Below are 17,366 nucleotides of genomic sequence, written 5' to 3'. Positions count from 1 at the left end.
TTTAAATACTATTTATATTTTAATATGTATCTTTTCACCATCCCATACTATATTATAAATAACTTTATGTAATAATTTTTTCTTTTCTTTAAATTCTAACTTATCTACATTATCAGGAAAAGATTTTATTAATAATAATAGTTTATATATAATATCATTTTCTTTAGTTATGTTTTCATATTCTTTCTCTATATTTTTTATTTCTGATTCTATATTTTTAATCATCTTATCAAACATTTCAATTCGCTCAATTATATACTTTGAAGCTTTAGAATCTGTATTATTTGCAAGATGAAGAGTAAGGTTATTTACAGATTTTTTATGTTTTTCTAATTCTAATAACAACTTTTCTTTCTGCAATTTGGTTTTTGAATATGGATCTATAATTCTTGCTTTCATATTATATAGATATTTATATATATCAATATCTATATAATCTAACTCTGTAATTTTATTAAGAACATATTTATCAGCTAATTTACCATTTAAATTTTTAATATTACATTTATAGCCTTTAGATTTTTCTTTTAGAATGCATTTATAATAATAATAAAGTTTATTATTTTTCCTAGAGGTAATAATTCTCATCTTAGAGCCACAATTTTTACAGATGAGAAGAGGAGATAATAAACCTATTTCACTAGTACCAGATCGAGGTGCCTTTTTGCTATTCATATCAAGCTGATGTTGAACTTTAATCCAAGTATTAGAAGGTATAATACCTTTATGGTTACCAATTGCAATAATCCAATTATTTTTTTTCTTTCTATAAACAGTTCCTTTTTCTTCTTTGTGTTTATTGAATACCATTAACCCATGAGTACCTTTAAAATCATCAATATTATTAGCAATATCAGAATTATAACTTTGAAAGTATTTGTAAATTTTTTTATCTGCCATAGCATATACAGGATTGCTAAGTATTATTTTTAATATACCTTTATCAAAGTATCTATTAGATTTAGTTTTTATATTTTTTTCTAATGTCCAAGTCTCTAGTTTTGTTAGTGATCCTAGTTCGAGATATTTATTATATATCATTTTTACTAAATTTAGTTCTTTTTCAACTGAAGTTAAAGCATACATTTTTCGGTTTATACCATCTTTATCAGTATAAGAAATTTGTTTACTAGTATATCCAGTAGGAGTTTTACCACCTAACCATCTCCCAGTTCTAGCTAGTGCATACATATTATCTTTAATTCTTTCAGCTATTGTTTCTCTTTCCAGTTGAGAAAAAACTGATGATATATACATCATAGCTCTACCCATAGGAGTAGAAGTATCAAATTGTTCTTTTATAGATACAAAGTCAATATTTTTATTTTGGAGAATCTCTATTAATGAAGTAAAATCAGCAATATTTCTACTTATACGATCTAAACGATAGCATATAAGAACATCAAATTTATTTATATTTGTAGAATTAAGCATTTCTTTAAATTTAGGGCGTTCTGTATTCCTACCTGAATAACCTTCATCTTCATAGACAATTATTTCATCTACTTGAAAATAACTATAAGCATACTCTTTACATAATTTTATTTGATTTTCATTGGATTCACCTTTACTAGTAAATTTTGATTTACGAGCATAAATAGCAATAGTAGAAATGACTTTCACCCCTTTAAAATTAATTAAATAAGATATAATAATATATTTTATGCATTAGTTAAATGAGATAATAGTATATTAGTAAGAATCTATAGAATAGTACAACCTGATTTTTAAATATGTTTTTAAAAAGGGGAGAGCATAATGAATAATAATATAGAAGTGATATTAGATATTGAAGATGAGGAAAAGTATAAAGGTATTTTTACAGAAGCTCTAGTTGAACTTATAATCGATAAAATAAATTCCTTGCCATCTAATCATAGGATGAAAGTGTATAGTGATTTATTAGATCAGTTAATAATAAACAACTAGATATTAATAGAATATATTACCAAAAAAATATAGTTTTACTTGTTATTTATTTTATTTTTATATAAAATTAAATAAAGTACCAAATAATAGCTTAAATATGAATATTATGCTGAAAAAGCATGGAAGTAGTGTTGTATTATAAAAAAGTGTCAGAAGTTAGGTTTGGGAATTATGCTTGGAATAAATTAAATGGAACTATTGGAAGATTTAAGGATTTAAAAAAAGAATATAAATAAGGGAGAGGGATAGTGTTATATACTTTTAATACATTTATTATTTTCTTAGGAATTTTACTTATATTATGTGGAATTATATTAATTACTAGAAAAAAATTTATTGTGAATAAAGAATATATAAATATATTTATGTTGATTTTTCCTATGTTGCAAATTAGGAAAATGGATATTGAATTTAATTTTATTTTCTTTATCATATATTTTGTAGTATTACCTGCATTATGGATAGTCATCATGATAGGTAGAGGAATATATGTTATAACTAATACTAATGATCAGATGGTAGTAGATACATTGATGGACATATTAGATGAAAATGGTATATTGTATGAAGAGAAAAAAGACAAGATTTTTTTAAAAGAATATGACAAAGACATATCATATTCAGAATCATTAAATACAGTAGATATTAACTTGCAATCTATAAGAGATTTATCTTTCTATAAAGAATTTAAAATAGAATTAATGAGTAGGATTAAAGATATAGATTTAACTGTATTTCCATCTTCAGGAGTTTTTTTAATAATATCAGGTTTTATATTTATATTTGTAATTGAATACATGTGATAAATGTAAAGTGTATTTTTAAAAAGGTATGTAACTAAGAAGTATATATGTGTATAAATAGGAAGCAATATTTATATATTATATTATTTGTTATAGAATTACACTATTAACGAACAATGAGTATAAAACCTCAATAATAGAGAAATTATTATTTACTAGAAGATTTAGAACATTATAAGAAATTTTTTCTATCTTTATGTGAACATAGCTTCTGCTATGTCATGTGTAACCATCAGAGCAGTTTTCCCTTCTTTTTTTAGTATCTGACCTATTTCATCTGAGATTACAAGTCTTGTCTGATAATCTAAGGCAGAAAAAGGCTCATCTAATAGTAAAAAATCTGGTTTTGTAGCAAGTGTTCGAATGAGAGCTGCTCTTTGTCGCATACCACCAGATAATTGACTAGGATAACTATCTTTAAAATCACTTAATCCATAAGTATCTAATAGATTCTCTACAAATTCTTTTCTCTTTTCTGTAAGTTTATTTTGTATTTCTAAACCTATAAGAGTATTGTCTCTAATAGTTCTCCATTCAAATAGATTATCTTTTTGAAACATATATCCTGTATCATTAATAGAATCATTTGATTTATTTACTATAATATTTCCACTAGAAGGAGTTAATAGTCCTGCAATTATTGAAAGTAAAGTTGATTTACCACAACCACTTGGACCTACTAATACTACTATTTCACCTCTATATATATCAAGTGATATATTATCTAAAGCTTTAGTTTCTCCATCTAAAGAATGATAAGTCATGTTTAAGTTTTTTATTTCTAACACTTTATCATTTCTCATTATTTTTCCTCCTTACGATTTGACTAGATACATTATATTATTCCTTGAAATTTATTTGTGTGATTTTAAAAAATAACTATTTATTATTGGAAATTAGTGATATATTAGATAGTATGATTAAAATATTGAATGAAATAAATAGAACAATCAAATAATAAAATAAACATACAATACTATTAGGAGAAGATAAAAAATGGATAATAAGTTTTTAAAGTTAGGAATTAATACTGAGTTAGTAAAAGTGTTAGAAAGAAATAGAATAATTAAACCTACACCAGTACAATCTAGAACTATTCCTCAGATATTAAATGGAAAAGATGTGGTAGTTCAAGCACAAACTGGTACAGGTAAGACATTAGCTTTTATGCTCCCAATTATGCAAAATATTGATACTACTAAACCAGAAATAAAAGCTTTAATAGTTGCTCCAACTAGAGAGCTTGCATTACAAATTACTAGAGAAGCTAAAAAGTTATCAGAAGTAAATGAAGCAAAGATTCTTGCAGCATATGGAGGTAAAGATGTAAATTCTCAAATAAAAAAATTAAAAGGAAATATTGATATCGTTATAGGTACTCCAGGTAGATTATTGGATCACTTAAGAAGAGGAACTATAAACTTAGGAAAACTCAAGTATCTTGTATTAGATGAAGCAGATCAAATGCTACATATGGGGTTTTTACATGATATTGAAGATATAATATCTAAAACACCTAAAGATAGAAATACTATGCTATTTTCTGCTACAATACCTAATGGTATTAGATCATTATCTAAAAGATATTCTAAAAATCCTGTTCAGATAGAAATAGAAAGCAAAAATATAACAATAGATAAAATAGAACAAATAGTTGTTGAAACAACAGATAGAGGTAAATTAGATTCACTTCTTGAGTCAATAGAAAAATATAATCCGTTTTTAGCTATTATATTTTGTAGAACTAAGAGACGAGCAAAATCTTTAAATGAAAATTTACAATCTAAAGGATATAACTCTGATGAAATTCATGGTGATTTATCTCAAGCTAAAAGAGAGAGAGTAATGAAAAATTTTAGAAATGCAAAATTACAATTTCTTGTAGCTACAGATGTTGCAGCACGTGGAATAGATATTAATAATATAACCCATGTTTTTAATTATGATATACCACAAGATCCTGAAAGTTATATTCATCGTATAGGACGTACAGCAAGGGCAGGAGAGGAAGGAATAGCAGTAACTTTTGTATCACCAAAAGATAGAATTGCATTAAATAATATTGAAAAAACTATAAAAACAACAATAGAAAAAAAGAAAAATGATAAAGAAAATAAAAAGCAAAAAAGAAGTTATAAAAAAGAAAAGAATAAAAATTATAAAAAAAACAAATCAAAGGGTAAATATAGAAAAAATAAGAAATCTAATAAAAGAAGATAATTAAGAAGGAAAATTGGACATATATATAGAATATAATATTCTCATATTTATGATAATATTATATAATTGAGGTAGGAATATGGAAATATTAATTTTATTAGGTTTTATAATATTTATTGAAAAAATATTTAATTTTTAATGGAGGAGAGTTATTTTGAATAAAATTAAAGTGGGAATAATATTTGGTGGAAAGTCAGCAGAGCATGAAGTTTCACTTCAATCTGCTAAAAATATAATTGAAGCTATAGATAAGGAAAAATATGAAGTAATTCTTATAGGCGTTGATAAAGAAGGAAAGTGGTATCTAATTGAAAATGATGAATTTTTATCCAATATGGATGATCCGTCATCAATAAGCTTGAATAAATCAGAGAATTTATTAGCTATAATTCCTGGAGAAGATAAAAATCAATTAGTAAATTTAAATGGATATAATAGATTAGATGATATAGATGTAGTATTTCCTATATTACATGGTCCGTTTGGTGAAGATGGAACTATACAAGGTCTACTTAAACTTTCAAATATACCTTTTGTAGGTGCAGATATATTAGGTTCTTCAGTTGGAATGGATAAAGATGTTATGAAAAGACTATTAAGAGATAGTAATATATCTATAGCTGATTTTATATCATATAATAAGAGTGAAAAGTATAATTATAATGATGTAAAGCAAAAATTAGGAATGCCAGTATTTATAAAGCCAGCAAATTTAGGATCATCAGTTGGTATCAGTAAAGTTAATAATGAACAAGAATTTTATAAAGCAATGGAACTTGCTTTTGAATTTGATAATAAAGTTATAGTTGAAGAAAGTATTAAAGGAAGAGAAATTGAATGTTCAGTTTTAGGAAATGATTATCCTATTTCCTCTTTACCAGGAGAGATACTTCCTAGTAGTGACTTTTATTCATATGAGTCTAAATATATAGATGAAAGTGGAGCAGTACTAGAAATTCCTGCTAAGTTAACAGAGGTAGAAATAGAGAAAATTAAATCATGTTCACTTAAAACTTATAAAGTATTATGTTGTAAAGGAATGGCACGTGTAGATGTATTTTTAAAAGATGATGGTGAGATAATTGTTAATGAAATTAATACTATACCTGGTTTTACTAGAATAAGTATGTATCCTAAATTATGGGAAGTAAGTGGCATAAAATATAAAGAACTTATAGATAAACTTATACAACTTGCTATAGAAAGACATAATCAAGAAAAAGAACTAAAAACTTCTTTATAATAAAAACTTACTAAGTTAATATTAACTTAGTAAGTTTTTTGCTATTTCTTCTAATTTCATTCCTCTAGATCCTTTTAATACTATGATTGAACCTTCTTCTAAAACTTCTTCAAGCTTAGAAGTTAATTTGTTTTTATCATCAAATGAGAAAATTATTTTTTTATTTGTTTTTCTTTTGGCAGCTTCTGCAGTATAATTAGCTAAATTACCAAATGTAAATAAATAATCTATTTTATTAAAGTCTATAAGTTCTCCAATTTCTCTATGCATATCTATTTCTTTATCCCCTAATTCTAGCATATCACCAAATACAAGTATTTTTTGATTATAGTTGTTTAAAGAATAAAGTGTTTTAATAGCAGCCTTTGAACTATCTAAATTAGAGTTATATGAGTCATTTAAAATATCAAAACATTTCCCATGAATAAGTTCATTTCTCATAGAAGTAAGTTCAAGGTTATTTAGGCCTTTTTGGATATCATTAAATGATAAATCAAAATACTTAGCTACAGCTATAGCAGCTGTTGTATTAAACATTTGATGACTTCCAATCATTGGTAATGAAAATTCTTCTGATATATTATTTTTTATTTTAAAATTAATTCCATCTTTATCTGTAGAAATTTCTTCTATGATATAGTCATTCAATTTATTTTTTCCAAAAGTTAATTTCTTTTGATTAATATTTAATTTATTTACTGCTTTTTTTAAGTCTTCATCGTCTCCATGATATATAAATAATCCATTATTATTTAAACCTTTTACTATTTCAAGTTTTGCTTTTATGATATTTTCTTTTGTTTTTAAATCTTGAAGGTGAGCAGTACCTATATTTGTTATTATTGCAACATCTGGTGATGCAATATTTGTGAGAAGTTCTATTTCACCAAGAGAACTCATACCCATTTCTATTACTGCTATTTCTGTATCTTCACTTAAAGATAAAAGAGTTAGTGGTACACCTAATTCATTGTTTAAATTGCCTTTAGTTTTATACGTTTTATATTTAGTTTTTAATATGCTTGATAATATATCCTTTGTAGAAGTTTTCCCATTTGAGCCAGTTATACCAATAACTTTTAAATCTAAACTATCTCTATATTCTTTAGATAATTTTTGAATAGCTTTTAATGTATCATCTACAACTATAAAAGGAAAGTCAATATCAGGGATAGGATGATTCTTATTCCAAAATGTTGCTACAGCTCCATTTTCTATTGCCTTATATATAAAATCATGACCATCAAAATTTTCACCAATTATTGGAATATATAATTGCCCCTTTGTTATTGTTCTAGTGTCTTTAGATACACCATTTATAATAATATCGTTAAATTTTTCTTTTAATTCATAAGCGTTTATCATATTTTTAATTTCTATTAAAGTTTTATTTATCATAATTTCCTCCTAAATACTATAGTTTATAACTATATACTATTTTAAACTATATTTTATAATATTAAAAGTATTATAAAAAGAAAAAGCCCTTGAATTAATCAAGGACTTCTGACATATAGTTTTCTATATCTTCTGCTTTACCCATAGTTACAACTTTATCAGCAATTCTTTTTGCATCTTCATATTTTAATGATCTAATTAATCTTCTTGCAGGTAATATAGATATTGGACTCATACTAAATTCATCTAATCCCATACCAAGAAGTATTGGAATTAATTTTTGATCTCCAGCCATTTCTCCACACATTCCTACCCAAATTCCTTCTTTATGACCATTATCAATTGTCATTTTTATAAGTTTTAATACTGCAGGACTAAAGAAACTATATAAGTGATGTATTTTTTCATTCATTCTGTCTACTGCTGTTGTATATTGAATTAAATCATTTGTTCCTATACTAAAGAAATCTACATGTTTAGCTAATATATCACTCATTACAGCAGCAGCTGGTATCTCTATCATTATACCTATTTCTATATCATTACTATATTCTATATTTTCACTATCTAAATCTTTTTTTACATTCTCTAAAACTTCTTTTGCCTCTAATAATTCTTCTAGAGAGGAAATCATAGGGAACATTATTCGTAGTTTACCATATTTACTTGCTCTTAAAAGTGCTCTTAATTGAGTAATAAATATTTCTTTTTTATCAAGACATAATCTAATAGCACGATATCCTAAAAATGGATTCATTTCTTTTTCAAGTTCTAAATAAGGTAAATTTTTATCTCCACCTACATCAAGAGTTCTTATAACTACTGGCTTTGGATTCATAGATTCTAAAACTTTTTTATATGATTCAAATTGCTCTTCTTCAGTAGGAAGCTTATCTCTATTCATATATAGAAATTCTGTTCTATATAATCCAACTCCTTCAGCATCATTATTCTCTAAACCTTCAATGTCATTAGGTGTACCTATGTTTCCAGCTATTTCAACTTTTCTACCATCATCACTTATGCTTTCTTCTCCAATTAATTGTTGTAACTCACGTTTCATATTTTCATAATCATTTTTTAATTTTTTATATTTTTCTTTTGTTTCTATATCTGGATTTACAATTATTTCACCTGTATCTCCGTTAAAAACAACATAATCGTCATTATTTACTTTTTTAGTAATATCCTTTAAACCTACTACTGCAGGTATTTCAAGACTTCTTGCCATTATAGCAGAGTGGGAAGTTCTACCTCCTATGTCAGTTAAAAAACCCAATACTTTTTCCTTATTCATAGTAGCAGTATCTGATGGAGTTAAGTCAGAAGCAACGACTATAACTTCTTCTTCAAGATTAGCTAAATCTACTACAGTTTTACCTAAAATATGTCTTAGAACTCTACCAGACACATCTTTTATATCTGCAGCTCTTTCTCTCATATATTCATTATCCATTGATTCAAACATTTGTATAAACTGATCTATTATTGTTTTAAATGCAAACTCTGCATTTAAATTTTCCGATTCAATTTTTGATTTAGTACTATTTATTAGTTCGGGATCATCTAATACCATAAGATGTGCTTCAAATATTGCTGCTTTATCTTCACCTAATTCTTCTAATGCTTTTTGTTTTACTTCTTTTAATTCTTTTTTTGATATTTGTAAGGCTTCATCAAAACGATTAGTTTCTTCTTTAACTGAGTTTATTTCTTTTTTTTCTATAATTAATTCTTCTTGCTCATAAATAAGAGCTTTTCCTAAAGCTATTCCTGGGGAAGCACTTGTACCTGTATACATAAAAACACTCCTTCATAAATTTTATAAATAAATTTTTAATAAATTTTCTTTATTATTAATTTTACCCTTAGTCATTATATTAAACCCATTTATACTATTAATATTTGTAATTAGAATTGGAGTTATAATTGATTTAGCATGCTTTTTTATGAAATCTAAATCCAATTCCATAATTTCATTACCTGTTTTAATTTTATCACCTTTTTTAACAAAAGAAGTAAAACCTTTACCTTTTAATTTCACTGTATCAATTCCAATATGAATTAAAACTTCTACACCGCTTTCTGCTTTTATACATATAGCATGTTTTGTAGGAAATAATTGTGTAATAGTTCCTTCTATTGGTGAAGTTACAATATTTGAGCTAGGATTGATTGCAACGCCATCACCTAAGAATTTTTGTGCAAATACTTGATCTGGAACATCTTCAATATTTACTATATCTCCTGCAAGGGGAGATTTTAAGATTAATTCTTTTGTTTGTGGTGAAGTAGATATTATATTTTTTATATTTTCTTTTAAGTCTTCAGATTTTATACCAAAAATCACATGAATGTTTTGTTCATCTATATTTATTACTCCAGATGCACCTAATGATTCAAGCTTTTTTTTATCAATTAATGATGAGTCATGAAGTTTTAATCTCAATCTAGTAATACATGCATCAACATCTTTAATATTTTTATGACTTCCTAATGCAATCAAAAGATCATTAATTATAAAAATTCACCTCCTTATATAACTTTGTTATATTAAAAAGGCATGAACTAATTAATATAATATTAGATAATATTATATTTGTTTAGCTCATGCCTGATCTAATCAGTAACACACTAATTATTTATTAACTTAATTTTAACTTATATAAATGTAATGCCATAAATCCTATTTCATCTTCTGAAACCTTTAATTTAGAGTCAGTTTCAATTAGTTTGGCTACATCATAAGCAATTTTAAATTCATAAGGAATATCTTTTTTCAATTGATTTAAGAAAATATTTTCAATTGACTTATGAGTTTTTATTCTACCTAATACACCACGAAGGTGATTTACAAATCTAACATAATTAAAGGAATCTTTATCTAAATTTATATTCATTTTTATCTGTACATAACTTATAATTTTATTTATAATTTTAGAGTTTTTAAAAGCCTCATTTTTAGTTTTATTATTGGTTGCTCCATATATATGAAAAGCTATAAATCCTATTTCAGCTTCTGGAATATCTATATTTAAATTATCTATAAGTATTTCTACAGATTTTTGAGCTAAATAATATTCTTTAGGATATAGAAGTTTGGTTTCTGATAAAAATGGATTTACTATATCTATACCTTCTTTTAAACGTTTAATTGTAAAATTTATATGATCGATTAAAGCTAAATGAAAATTAGGGTTTAAATTTTCATTTATTTCCTTGGAAATTATATTTATAATATCTTGTGTTAATTCTATTATTTTAGGATCAACAGTAGAAATTAGGTTATCATATTCACTGTGATTTATTCCTTCAAGTGATATAAAAGTATTTTCAATATTTTTAGTATCTTTAAATATATCGCCTTTTTTTCTTGAAAAACCAATACCTTTACCAACTAAGATATAATTTTGCTTAGACTTTTCAACTAATACAACATTATTACTTAATATCTTTAATATTTTATATTTTTCCATTTATTATCCTCCGGAAAATGTTAACACCATACATTAAATTTTATTTTAATAAAAAAGTTGTTAAAAGTCAAATAGAATTCATTTAGTAACCTAAAGCTCTTTTAATTATATCTCTAGCAATTGGAGCAGCAGTAGTTCCTCCTGTTCCACCATCATTTTCAAGAAATACAACTACAGCAATTTGAGGATCATCAGCTGGTGCAAATGCAACAAACCATGAATGGTCCTTTTTATTTTTGCCAGCTTCAGCAGTTCCAGTTTTTCCAGCTATTTTAATTCCGTTAATTTTAGCTCTTTTTCCAGTTCCATTATCTACGACTGAAACCATCATGTCTTTTACATTATTTGCAATATCAGGAGTAGTAACAGTGGATAAAGTTTCAGACTCAAATTCTTTAACTACATTGTTATCTGAATCAATTACTTTATTTACTAATCTTGGCTTCATCATTTTACCATCATTTGCTATGGAGGATGCCATAAGTGCCATATTTAAAGGAGTAACTAATAACTCTCCTTGACCAATAGAAGTAGAAGCAATAGCTGCTTTGTCTATATCTTTTGTTGGAAAACTTGATTTTTTAGTAGATATATCAAATGGAATTTTTTTATTAAACATAAAATCCTCTGATTTTTTTAGTAATGTATCTTGACTTAATTCTACGCCTATTTGAGCAAATGCCACATTACATGATTCAGTAAGTGATTCTTTTAAATCTACATTTCCATGGGCAGTATTATTATAATCACCTATTGGTTTTCCACCAATCTTTATTTGACCTTCACAATAAAAATTGGTATTTACATCATTTTCTAATGCTGAAGTTGATGTGATAACTTTAAAAATTGACCCTGGAGGAAATAAACCTTGAGTAGCTCGGTTCATAAATTGTCCATCTTTTTGACTTTCTTTATTTTCAAGAAGTTCTTCTATAGAGTTAGGGTTGAAATCAGGAAAATTTACCATGGATAATATATCACCATTTTTAGGATTCATGGCTACTATAGATCCTTTTTTATTTCCTAATTTTTGCTTTGTATATTCTTGCAATTCATGGTCTATTGATAAAACAAGTGAATTTCCTTTAGTTTCTCTATCAATTGGTACTTTATCTTTATTCATACCAGTTTTATCTAATATTTGGAAAAATACATTTTTTACATCATCTATTATATTGCTTTGTGTAAGACTAGAAGAAAATGTTCTTTCAACACCAGTATTACCATATCTATTATTATCATATCCAATAATATGACTATATAAATTTCCATATTCATAATGTCGTGTTTGATCCTTATTATCATCTTTTGTACTATAGGCTAGTACTTTTTGATTTCTATCATATATGGAACCGCGTAAGACATATGCCTTTTCATTGGGTCTTTTATTATAGCTACTTGTTTTAATATCATCGGCTTTAAAAATTGTGAAGTATGTTAAGTATATAATTAAAGATATAAAAAGTGTACTTAATAAAAGTAGTACTCTAATTATTCTTTTTTGTTCTTTATTCATTTGAATCTTCCTCCTCAATTGGATGAATATATTCTGAGGCCACTTGTAAAATTCCAAGGGACGCAAAACTCATAATAAGTGAGCTTCCCCCATAACTTAGAAATGGAAGAGTTATACCAGTAAGAGGAATTAATTTTGTAACTCCTCCTAAAATTATAAATGCTTGAAATCCAAACATACATGTGATACCAAGAGCTATAATTCTGAAAAAGCTATCTTTTTGTTCTAGTGAAATCTTTACACCTCTATATATTAATATTAAAAATAGCATTATAACAGCTATACCTGTTAAGATACCCATCTCTTCAATAATAGCTGAAAATATGAAATCAGTTTGAACTGCAGGTATAAAGTTAGGGTAACCTTTACCAAGACCTGTTCCTAAAAATCCACCTTCTGCTATTGCAAATAAAGATTGAGTTATTTGGTAGCCTTTACCGGATATATCACTCCATGGATCTATCCAAGTTGAAACTCGCACTTGAACATGACTAAATAAAAAATATCCTATAAGAGCCATAAATAAAGCTCCACCCATATTTAATAAAATAAATTTCCTATCATTCTCATAAACATAAAAAATTACTAAGAATACAAGATAAAAGAGCATTGCGGAACCTAAGTCTCTTTGAATAAATAGGAATCCAATATTAGCATAAACTATACCTGATAAAATATATTTATTTTCGAATTTATCCCTATTTACAAAATAAGCTGCAAGAAAGAATACAAATAGTATTTTGATTATTTCTGCAGGTTGAAAGCTATACCCTTTTATTTTGATCCAATTGGTTGATCCATTTATTGTGCTACCAAATATTAAAGTAGATAAAAATAGAACAAGAGATAAACCAATATATAAATACATCCATCTACTTAAATATGGTAGTTTTTTCACTATAAAATACGTAACATAGAAAGTAACTATACCTAACATATACCATATAACTTGTTTGAAACCGAGCTCTGGATCTATTCTGTAAATCATTATTATACCTAGACTCATCATCATACTAACTATCAATAATATATAATTGTCACCTGAAGAAATTTTATGTAGCATTATATTAGATAAGTAAATTGTAATAGTAAGTCCAAATATTACACCTACTGATAACTTATCAAAACTTTTATTATAAATCATAACTAAAGATAAGCTACATAGATTTAAAATCAATAACAAATTATGTGGTGTCTTAAAACTAATTGAACGATTAAACATAAATTACACCTCACTAAAAATAAACTTATTCTTCAATTACAAATAAGAAATTTATTCTTCCTATTGTAATTGTATCACCACTAGAAAGTTTTATAGCATTATTTATTTTTATATTATTGACATAAGTACCATTTGCACTATTTAGGTCTTCTAGAAAATAAGCATCTTTATCTTTTATTATTTGAGCATGTTCTTTAGAAATATATGGATCTTTTATTGTTATTTTATTTCCATTTGATCTACCTATAGTTACATTTGATACTAAAGAATAAAACTCATCTACTTTAAATGGTAGAGAGTCTTTCCTATTGATAAGCTTTAAATATGTATCGCCTCTAATTTCTTTATTTTTTATACCTTTGATATCTAAATATATAAGTCTTATAATCCAAAACATAAAAAGATAGATTAAAAGAATATAGATATATCTAAATACTGATGAAATACCTGACCAAACGATATCAAACATAAAATCACCTTCTTTAATTTATTTCTATTACATTTTATCATATTATAAGAAAAAGGAGTAAACTTAAAGGAGAATTGTATTTAAATCATATTAAGAATAGATTACAGAAAAGAAATTTTATTGTATAATAATATTATAAGGAGTTGAGATTTTAATGAATAAAAATTTTATTATAGGTTTAAAAATAATAGGTCCTACTATTATTGGCATTATTTTTTCTTTTATAACATATAAAATATTAGATTTTAGTTTTTTTAATGGTGAAGAGGGTAGAGAATTAATTATAAATTATGCAGCTATTTTTGCAATATTACCAATAGCTAGTATTTTGTCAGGAATGCTTTCTAAAGTATTTTTAAATAAGCTATGGATATCATTATTCAATGTAATTGATATATGGCTAGTACTTTTTGCAGTAGTAAATTGGAGTATATTTGTATTACCATTTTTACCACTATATATGATTTGTGGATTTTTTGGGGCATTATTATTAGCTTAATTTTTAATAAGAGAGTTAGCCACTTTTACTACTTGTTTACAATTTTTAGCGTATCCATCTGCTCCGACAAAGTTCACTAGGGTTTTATCAAGGTTAAAAGGTTTACCACCTACTAAAAATTTAATATCTTTATTTTCACAATTTAGTTTTATATTTTTAATCATTGATTTAATACTATTTATATTATAGTCCATTGTAGTTGATATAGCTATTAAATCAATTTTTTTATTTTTAATCATACTTAAGATACTATCAATAGGCAAATCTGTACCTAAAAAATATACTTTCCATCCATTTTGTTCTAAAATATCAGATACCATTCTAATTCCTATAGAATGTCTTTCACCATGTGCACAAAAAAATAAAGCATTTAAGTTTTTAATTTCAATAATTGGATATTGTGAATAAATACTTGACATTATCCTTTTAGTTGCTTCAGTAAAAAAGTGTTCTTCACCTACAGTTAGTTCATTTTTTTCCCACATATCACCTACTTTAACTAATGAAGGTTCAATTATTTGATGATAGATATCTTCAAGTTTTATATTTTTACTAACTAGTTCTAATAATAAATTAGTAGCTTTAAAAATATTTTCTTGTTTTAAATTCATGAAATAGAGATTTGAAAGCTTATAAAAATTTATATTATCTTTATTTATATTAGTAGAAGTTGAACTTAAAGTGTTTGTGTTTTCTGTTCTTCCTACTAAGTAATCTATTGAAACATTAAAAAAATCCGCAAAGTTTTTTAAAATTTGTTGATTAGGGAACCTAGAACCATTCTCATAGTTTGCTATGGTAGTTTGACCTATTCCTAATTTTGACGCTAATATTTTTTGAGTTAATGAATAATCTTTTCTTAATTTTTTAAGTCTTTTACCAAAAATATTCATAATATTCAGCTCCTCTTATATATAATAACACACTATGTAATATTTATTCAATTATATGAAAATAATGGTTATGAAATAGGTAATAGCCAGATACTGTTAGAAGACCCTTCTATATATACTCTAGTCCTTGTACCAAATAATACAAGGAGCATTGATTGGGAAAGAGAAAAATATAAATGTGTATAATGGCGCTGAATATAATTTAGGATATAATATATCTTAAATGTTTTATTTTAGACCTCATAATAAATTTGAAGAAAATAATAAAAATAAAATGAGTAATATGCAAAGAGCATCAATACTATAATAGTGTTGATATTTTTTATTTTAAAATTATATTTGTCTAAATAAGGGGTATACTCTATAATATTAATATATAAAGTTTTATGGAGGAAAAAAATTATGAAAATTGGTATATTTGATTCAGGAGTAGGAGGAATAACTGTATTAAAAGAAGCTTTAACACAGTTGTCAGGGCAAGAATATATATATTATGCAGACAAGTTAAATGTTCCTTATGGTACAAAACCTAAAGAAGAAGTTAAAAAATATATATTTGATGTAGTAGAGTTTTTAAGTACTAAAAATATAGATGCTCTTATAATAGCATGTAATACAGCTACAAGTATTGCAGTGAAGGATTTGAGAGATAAATATAATTTTCCTATAATAGGAATGGAACCTGCAGTAAAACCTGCAGTAGAAAATTCAGAAGATAAGAAAGTTATAGTTACAGCAACTTCTTTAACCTTAAAGGAAAAGAAATTTAATGATTTAGTTACAAGACTAAATTCTAGAGACATAGTAGACTCTTTACCATTACCTAAGTTAGTAGAATATGCAGAAAATTTTATTTTTGAAGAAGATGTAATAATCTCTTATTTAAGAAAAGAATTTGAAAAATTTAATTTAGATGAATATGGTACAGTAGTATTAGGATGTACACATTTTCCTTATTACAAAGAATTTTTTAAAAAAGTTCTTCCAAATACTATTGATATAATAGATGGTAATTATGGAACGATAAATCATTTGAAAAATTTATTGAATATAAAAGACAGATTTGAAGATAAGAAAAAAGATAAAATAACATTTTATATTTCTGGTAAAGAAGACAATGAAATATTAGTAAAATATTTAAATTTATTACAAAGTAAATAGCGACTAAAAGTCGCTATTTATTTTATTCCAAAAACCTTGTCAAATTCTCCTTTTTTGTGAAGTTCTACAATATCATCGCATCCCCCTATAAATTTATCATTTATAAAAATTTGAGGTACTGTAGTACTATTAGTTTTTTGTTTTAATTCTTCTAATTTTTCTTTATTATTACTTATTTCAATTTCTTCATATTTAACACCTTTATTATTCATTAATCTTTTTGCTCTTATACAATAAGGACAAGTAGAAAAAGTATATATAGTAACATTATTACTCATCAAAAAACCTCCTAAAATTTTATGTGATTAACCTGCTTTACAATTATATCATTAATTAATATAATTGACATTTAAAATTTAATGTATTACAATTAACACGAAAATAATAAAAATCTGGGGAGCTAAAATTAGCTGAGAGGAAATATGAATTTCGACCCATGAACCTGCACTGGATAATGCCAGCGAAGGGAGAATAATTTTTTAGTTTATGGTTATTGGCCCCTTCATGCATATGAAGGGGTTTATTTAATTTAAATAT

At 25.4% G+C, this 17,366-nt stretch carries 16 protein-coding genes, 1 pseudogene and 1 riboswitch; of the genes and pseudogenes, 6 read left to right on the top strand and 11 right to left on the bottom strand.

What is annotated here, in order from left to right; all coding sequences use genetic code 11:
• Nucleotides 1–12: 12 nt before the first annotated feature.
• Nucleotides 13–1,623 carry a recombinase family protein gene (locus D3Z33_RS17085; RefSeq protein WP_160196356.1) on the bottom strand — a complete coding sequence of 537 codons (1,611 nt, stop codon included), beginning with the start codon at nucleotides 1,621–1,623 and terminating at the stop codon, nucleotides 13–15.
• A 135-nt stretch (nucleotides 1,624–1,758) separates the two neighbouring features.
• Between D3Z33_RS17085 and D3Z33_RS03305 the strand changes: the two genes are divergently transcribed.
• Both D3Z33_RS03305 and D3Z33_RS03300 read left to right on the top strand, forming a co-directional pair.
• Nucleotides 1,759–1,929 (top strand): hypothetical protein, encoded by a 171-nt coding sequence (locus D3Z33_RS03305; RefSeq protein ID WP_160196355.1) that lies wholly within the window; start codon nucleotides 1,759–1,761, stop codon nucleotides 1,927–1,929.
• A gap of 248 nt (nucleotides 1,930–2,177) precedes the next feature.
• Nucleotides 2,178–2,732, top strand: a complete 555-nt coding sequence (locus tag D3Z33_RS03300; RefSeq protein ID WP_160196354.1) for a hypothetical protein — start codon at nucleotides 2,178–2,180, stop codon at nucleotides 2,730–2,732.
• A 203-nt stretch (nucleotides 2,733–2,935) separates the two neighbouring features.
• Here the strand turns inward: D3Z33_RS03300 and D3Z33_RS03295 are convergent.
• Nucleotides 2,936–3,535 (bottom strand): annotated as a pseudogene (locus D3Z33_RS03295) (ABC transporter ATP-binding protein); the annotation flags it as partial.
• A gap of 193 nt (nucleotides 3,536–3,728) precedes the next feature.
• Here D3Z33_RS03295 and D3Z33_RS03290 point away from each other — a divergent pair.
• Together D3Z33_RS03290 and ddlA are read left to right on the top strand one after the other, a co-directional pair.
• Nucleotides 3,729–4,952 carry a DEAD/DEAH box helicase gene (locus tag D3Z33_RS03290; RefSeq protein ID WP_160196352.1) on the top strand — a complete coding sequence of 408 codons (1,224 nt, stop codon included), beginning with the start codon at nucleotides 3,729–3,731 and terminating at the stop codon, nucleotides 4,950–4,952.
• Nucleotides 4,953–5,106: 154 nt separating this feature from the next.
• Complete coding sequence (gene ddlA / locus D3Z33_RS03285) at nucleotides 5,107–6,195, top strand: D-alanine--D-alanine ligase (protein WP_160196351.1); 1,089 nt, start codon at nucleotides 5,107–5,109, stop codon at nucleotides 6,193–6,195.
• Between the two features lie 21 nt (nucleotides 6,196–6,216).
• Here the strand turns inward: ddlA and D3Z33_RS03280 are convergent, their stop codons facing one another.
• The 7 genes from D3Z33_RS03280 to D3Z33_RS03250 all read right to left on the bottom strand — a co-directional run bounded on the left by D3Z33_RS03280 (nucleotide 6,217) and on the right by D3Z33_RS03250 (nucleotide 14,276).
• Nucleotides 6,217–7,593, bottom strand: coding sequence for a UDP-N-acetylmuramoyl-tripeptide--D-alanyl-D-alanine ligase (locus D3Z33_RS03280; RefSeq protein ID WP_160196350.1), 1,377 nt, complete (start codon nucleotides 7,591–7,593; stop codon nucleotides 6,217–6,219).
• Nucleotides 7,594–7,687: 94 nt separating this feature from the next.
• Complete coding sequence (ptsP, locus tag D3Z33_RS03275) at nucleotides 7,688–9,394, bottom strand: phosphoenolpyruvate--protein phosphotransferase (RefSeq protein WP_160196349.1); 1,707 nt, start codon at nucleotides 9,392–9,394, stop codon at nucleotides 7,688–7,690.
• Nucleotides 9,395–9,415: 21 nt separating this feature from the next.
• Nucleotides 9,416–10,099 carry a glucose PTS transporter subunit IIA gene (locus tag D3Z33_RS03270; protein WP_160196348.1) on the bottom strand — a complete coding sequence of 228 codons (684 nt, stop codon included), beginning with the start codon at nucleotides 10,097–10,099 and terminating at the stop codon, nucleotides 9,416–9,418.
• Between the two features lie 139 nt (nucleotides 10,100–10,238).
• Nucleotides 10,239–11,069 carry a BglG family transcription antiterminator gene (locus tag D3Z33_RS03265; RefSeq protein ID WP_160196347.1) on the bottom strand — a complete coding sequence of 277 codons (831 nt, stop codon included), beginning with the start codon at nucleotides 11,067–11,069 and terminating at the stop codon, nucleotides 10,239–10,241.
• Between the two features lie 82 nt (nucleotides 11,070–11,151).
• On the bottom strand, nucleotides 11,152–12,585 hold the full coding sequence (locus tag D3Z33_RS03260) for a peptidoglycan D,D-transpeptidase FtsI family protein (RefSeq protein ID WP_160196346.1): 1,434 nt from the start codon (nucleotides 12,583–12,585) through the stop codon (nucleotides 11,152–11,154).
• Nucleotides 12,578–13,807, bottom strand: coding sequence for an FtsW/RodA/SpoVE family cell cycle protein (locus D3Z33_RS03255; protein ID WP_160196345.1), 1,230 nt, complete (start codon nucleotides 13,805–13,807; stop codon nucleotides 12,578–12,580). Before D3Z33_RS03255 ends, D3Z33_RS03260 begins: the two co-directional genes overlap by 8 nt.
• Nucleotides 13,808–13,832: 25 nt before the next feature.
• Nucleotides 13,833–14,276: an FHA domain-containing protein gene (locus D3Z33_RS03250; RefSeq protein ID WP_160196344.1), complete on the bottom strand. Its 444-nt coding sequence runs from the start codon at nucleotides 14,274–14,276 to the stop codon at nucleotides 13,833–13,835.
• A gap of 154 nt (nucleotides 14,277–14,430) precedes the next feature.
• Here D3Z33_RS03250 and D3Z33_RS03245 point away from each other — a divergent pair, with 154 nt between their 5' ends.
• Nucleotides 14,431–14,775, top strand: a complete 345-nt coding sequence (locus D3Z33_RS03245; protein WP_160196343.1) for a hypothetical protein — start codon at nucleotides 14,431–14,433, stop codon at nucleotides 14,773–14,775.
• Here D3Z33_RS03245 and D3Z33_RS03240 read toward each other — a convergent pair.
• Nucleotides 14,772–15,668, bottom strand: a complete 897-nt coding sequence (locus D3Z33_RS03240) for a cobalamin-dependent protein (RefSeq protein ID WP_160196342.1) — start codon at nucleotides 15,666–15,668, stop codon at nucleotides 14,772–14,774. The genes D3Z33_RS03245 and D3Z33_RS03240 overlap by 4 nt on opposite strands.
• A 402-nt stretch (nucleotides 15,669–16,070) precedes the next feature.
• On the opposite strand from D3Z33_RS03240, the gene murI reads away from it, so the two are divergent.
• Complete coding sequence (gene murI / locus D3Z33_RS03235) at nucleotides 16,071–16,829, top strand: glutamate racemase (RefSeq protein WP_160196341.1); 759 nt, start codon at nucleotides 16,071–16,073, stop codon at nucleotides 16,827–16,829.
• Between the two features lie 17 nt (nucleotides 16,830–16,846).
• On the opposite strand, the gene grxC is transcribed toward murI, so the two are convergent.
• Complete coding sequence (gene grxC / locus D3Z33_RS03230) at nucleotides 16,847–17,107, bottom strand: glutaredoxin 3 (RefSeq protein ID WP_160196340.1); 261 nt, start codon at nucleotides 17,105–17,107, stop codon at nucleotides 16,847–16,849.
• Nucleotides 17,108–17,212: 105 nt separating this feature from the next.
• Nucleotides 17,213–17,315: riboswitch (TPP riboswitch) on the top strand.
• Nucleotides 17,316–17,366 lie beyond the last annotated feature (51 nt).

It is taken from the genome of Senegalia massiliensis (assembly GCF_009911265.1).
Taxonomy (GTDB): Bacteria; Bacillota; Clostridia; order Tissierellales; family SIT17; genus Anaeromonas; species Anaeromonas massiliensis_A.
The sequence above is the reverse complement of the archived record's forward strand: the minus strand, read 5'-3'. Positions and strand labels throughout refer to the sequence as shown.

Bases quoted from the DNA above. Each gene is read 5' to 3' on its own strand.
- D3Z33_RS03305 (WP_160196355.1), top strand. From the start codon at position 1,759: ATGAATAATAATATAGAAGTGATATTAGATATTGAAGATGAGGAAAAG.
- D3Z33_RS03265 (WP_160196347.1), bottom strand. From the start codon at position 11,069: ATGGAAAAATATAAAATATTAAAGATATTAAGTAATAATGTTGTATTA.
- ptsP (WP_160196349.1), bottom strand. From the start codon at position 9,394: ATGTATACAGGTACAAGTGCTTCCCCAGGAATAGCTTTAGGAAAAGCT.
- murI (WP_160196341.1), top strand. From the start codon at position 16,071: ATGAAAATTGGTATATTTGATTCAGGAGTAGGAGGAATAACTGTATTA.
- D3Z33_RS03290 (WP_160196352.1), top strand. From the start codon at position 3,729: ATGGATAATAAGTTTTTAAAGTTAGGAATTAATACTGAGTTAGTAAAA.
- D3Z33_RS03240 (WP_160196342.1), bottom strand. From the start codon at position 15,668: ATGAATATTTTTGGTAAAAGACTTAAAAAATTAAGAAAAGATTATTCA.
- grxC (WP_160196340.1), bottom strand. From the start codon at position 17,107: ATGAGTAATAATGTTACTATATATACTTTTTCTACTTGTCCTTATTGT.
- D3Z33_RS03250 (WP_160196344.1), bottom strand. From the start codon at position 14,276: ATGTTTGATATCGTTTGGTCAGGTATTTCATCAGTATTTAGATATATC.
- D3Z33_RS03280 (WP_160196350.1), bottom strand. From the start codon at position 7,593: ATGATAAATAAAACTTTAATAGAAATTAAAAATATGATAAACGCTTAT.
- D3Z33_RS03245 (WP_160196343.1), top strand. From the start codon at position 14,431: ATGAATAAAAATTTTATTATAGGTTTAAAAATAATAGGTCCTACTATT.
- D3Z33_RS03255 (WP_160196345.1), bottom strand. From the start codon at position 13,807: ATGTTTAATCGTTCAATTAGTTTTAAGACACCACATAATTTGTTATTG.
- D3Z33_RS03260 (WP_160196346.1), bottom strand. From the start codon at position 12,585: ATGAATAAAGAACAAAAAAGAATAATTAGAGTACTACTTTTATTAAGT.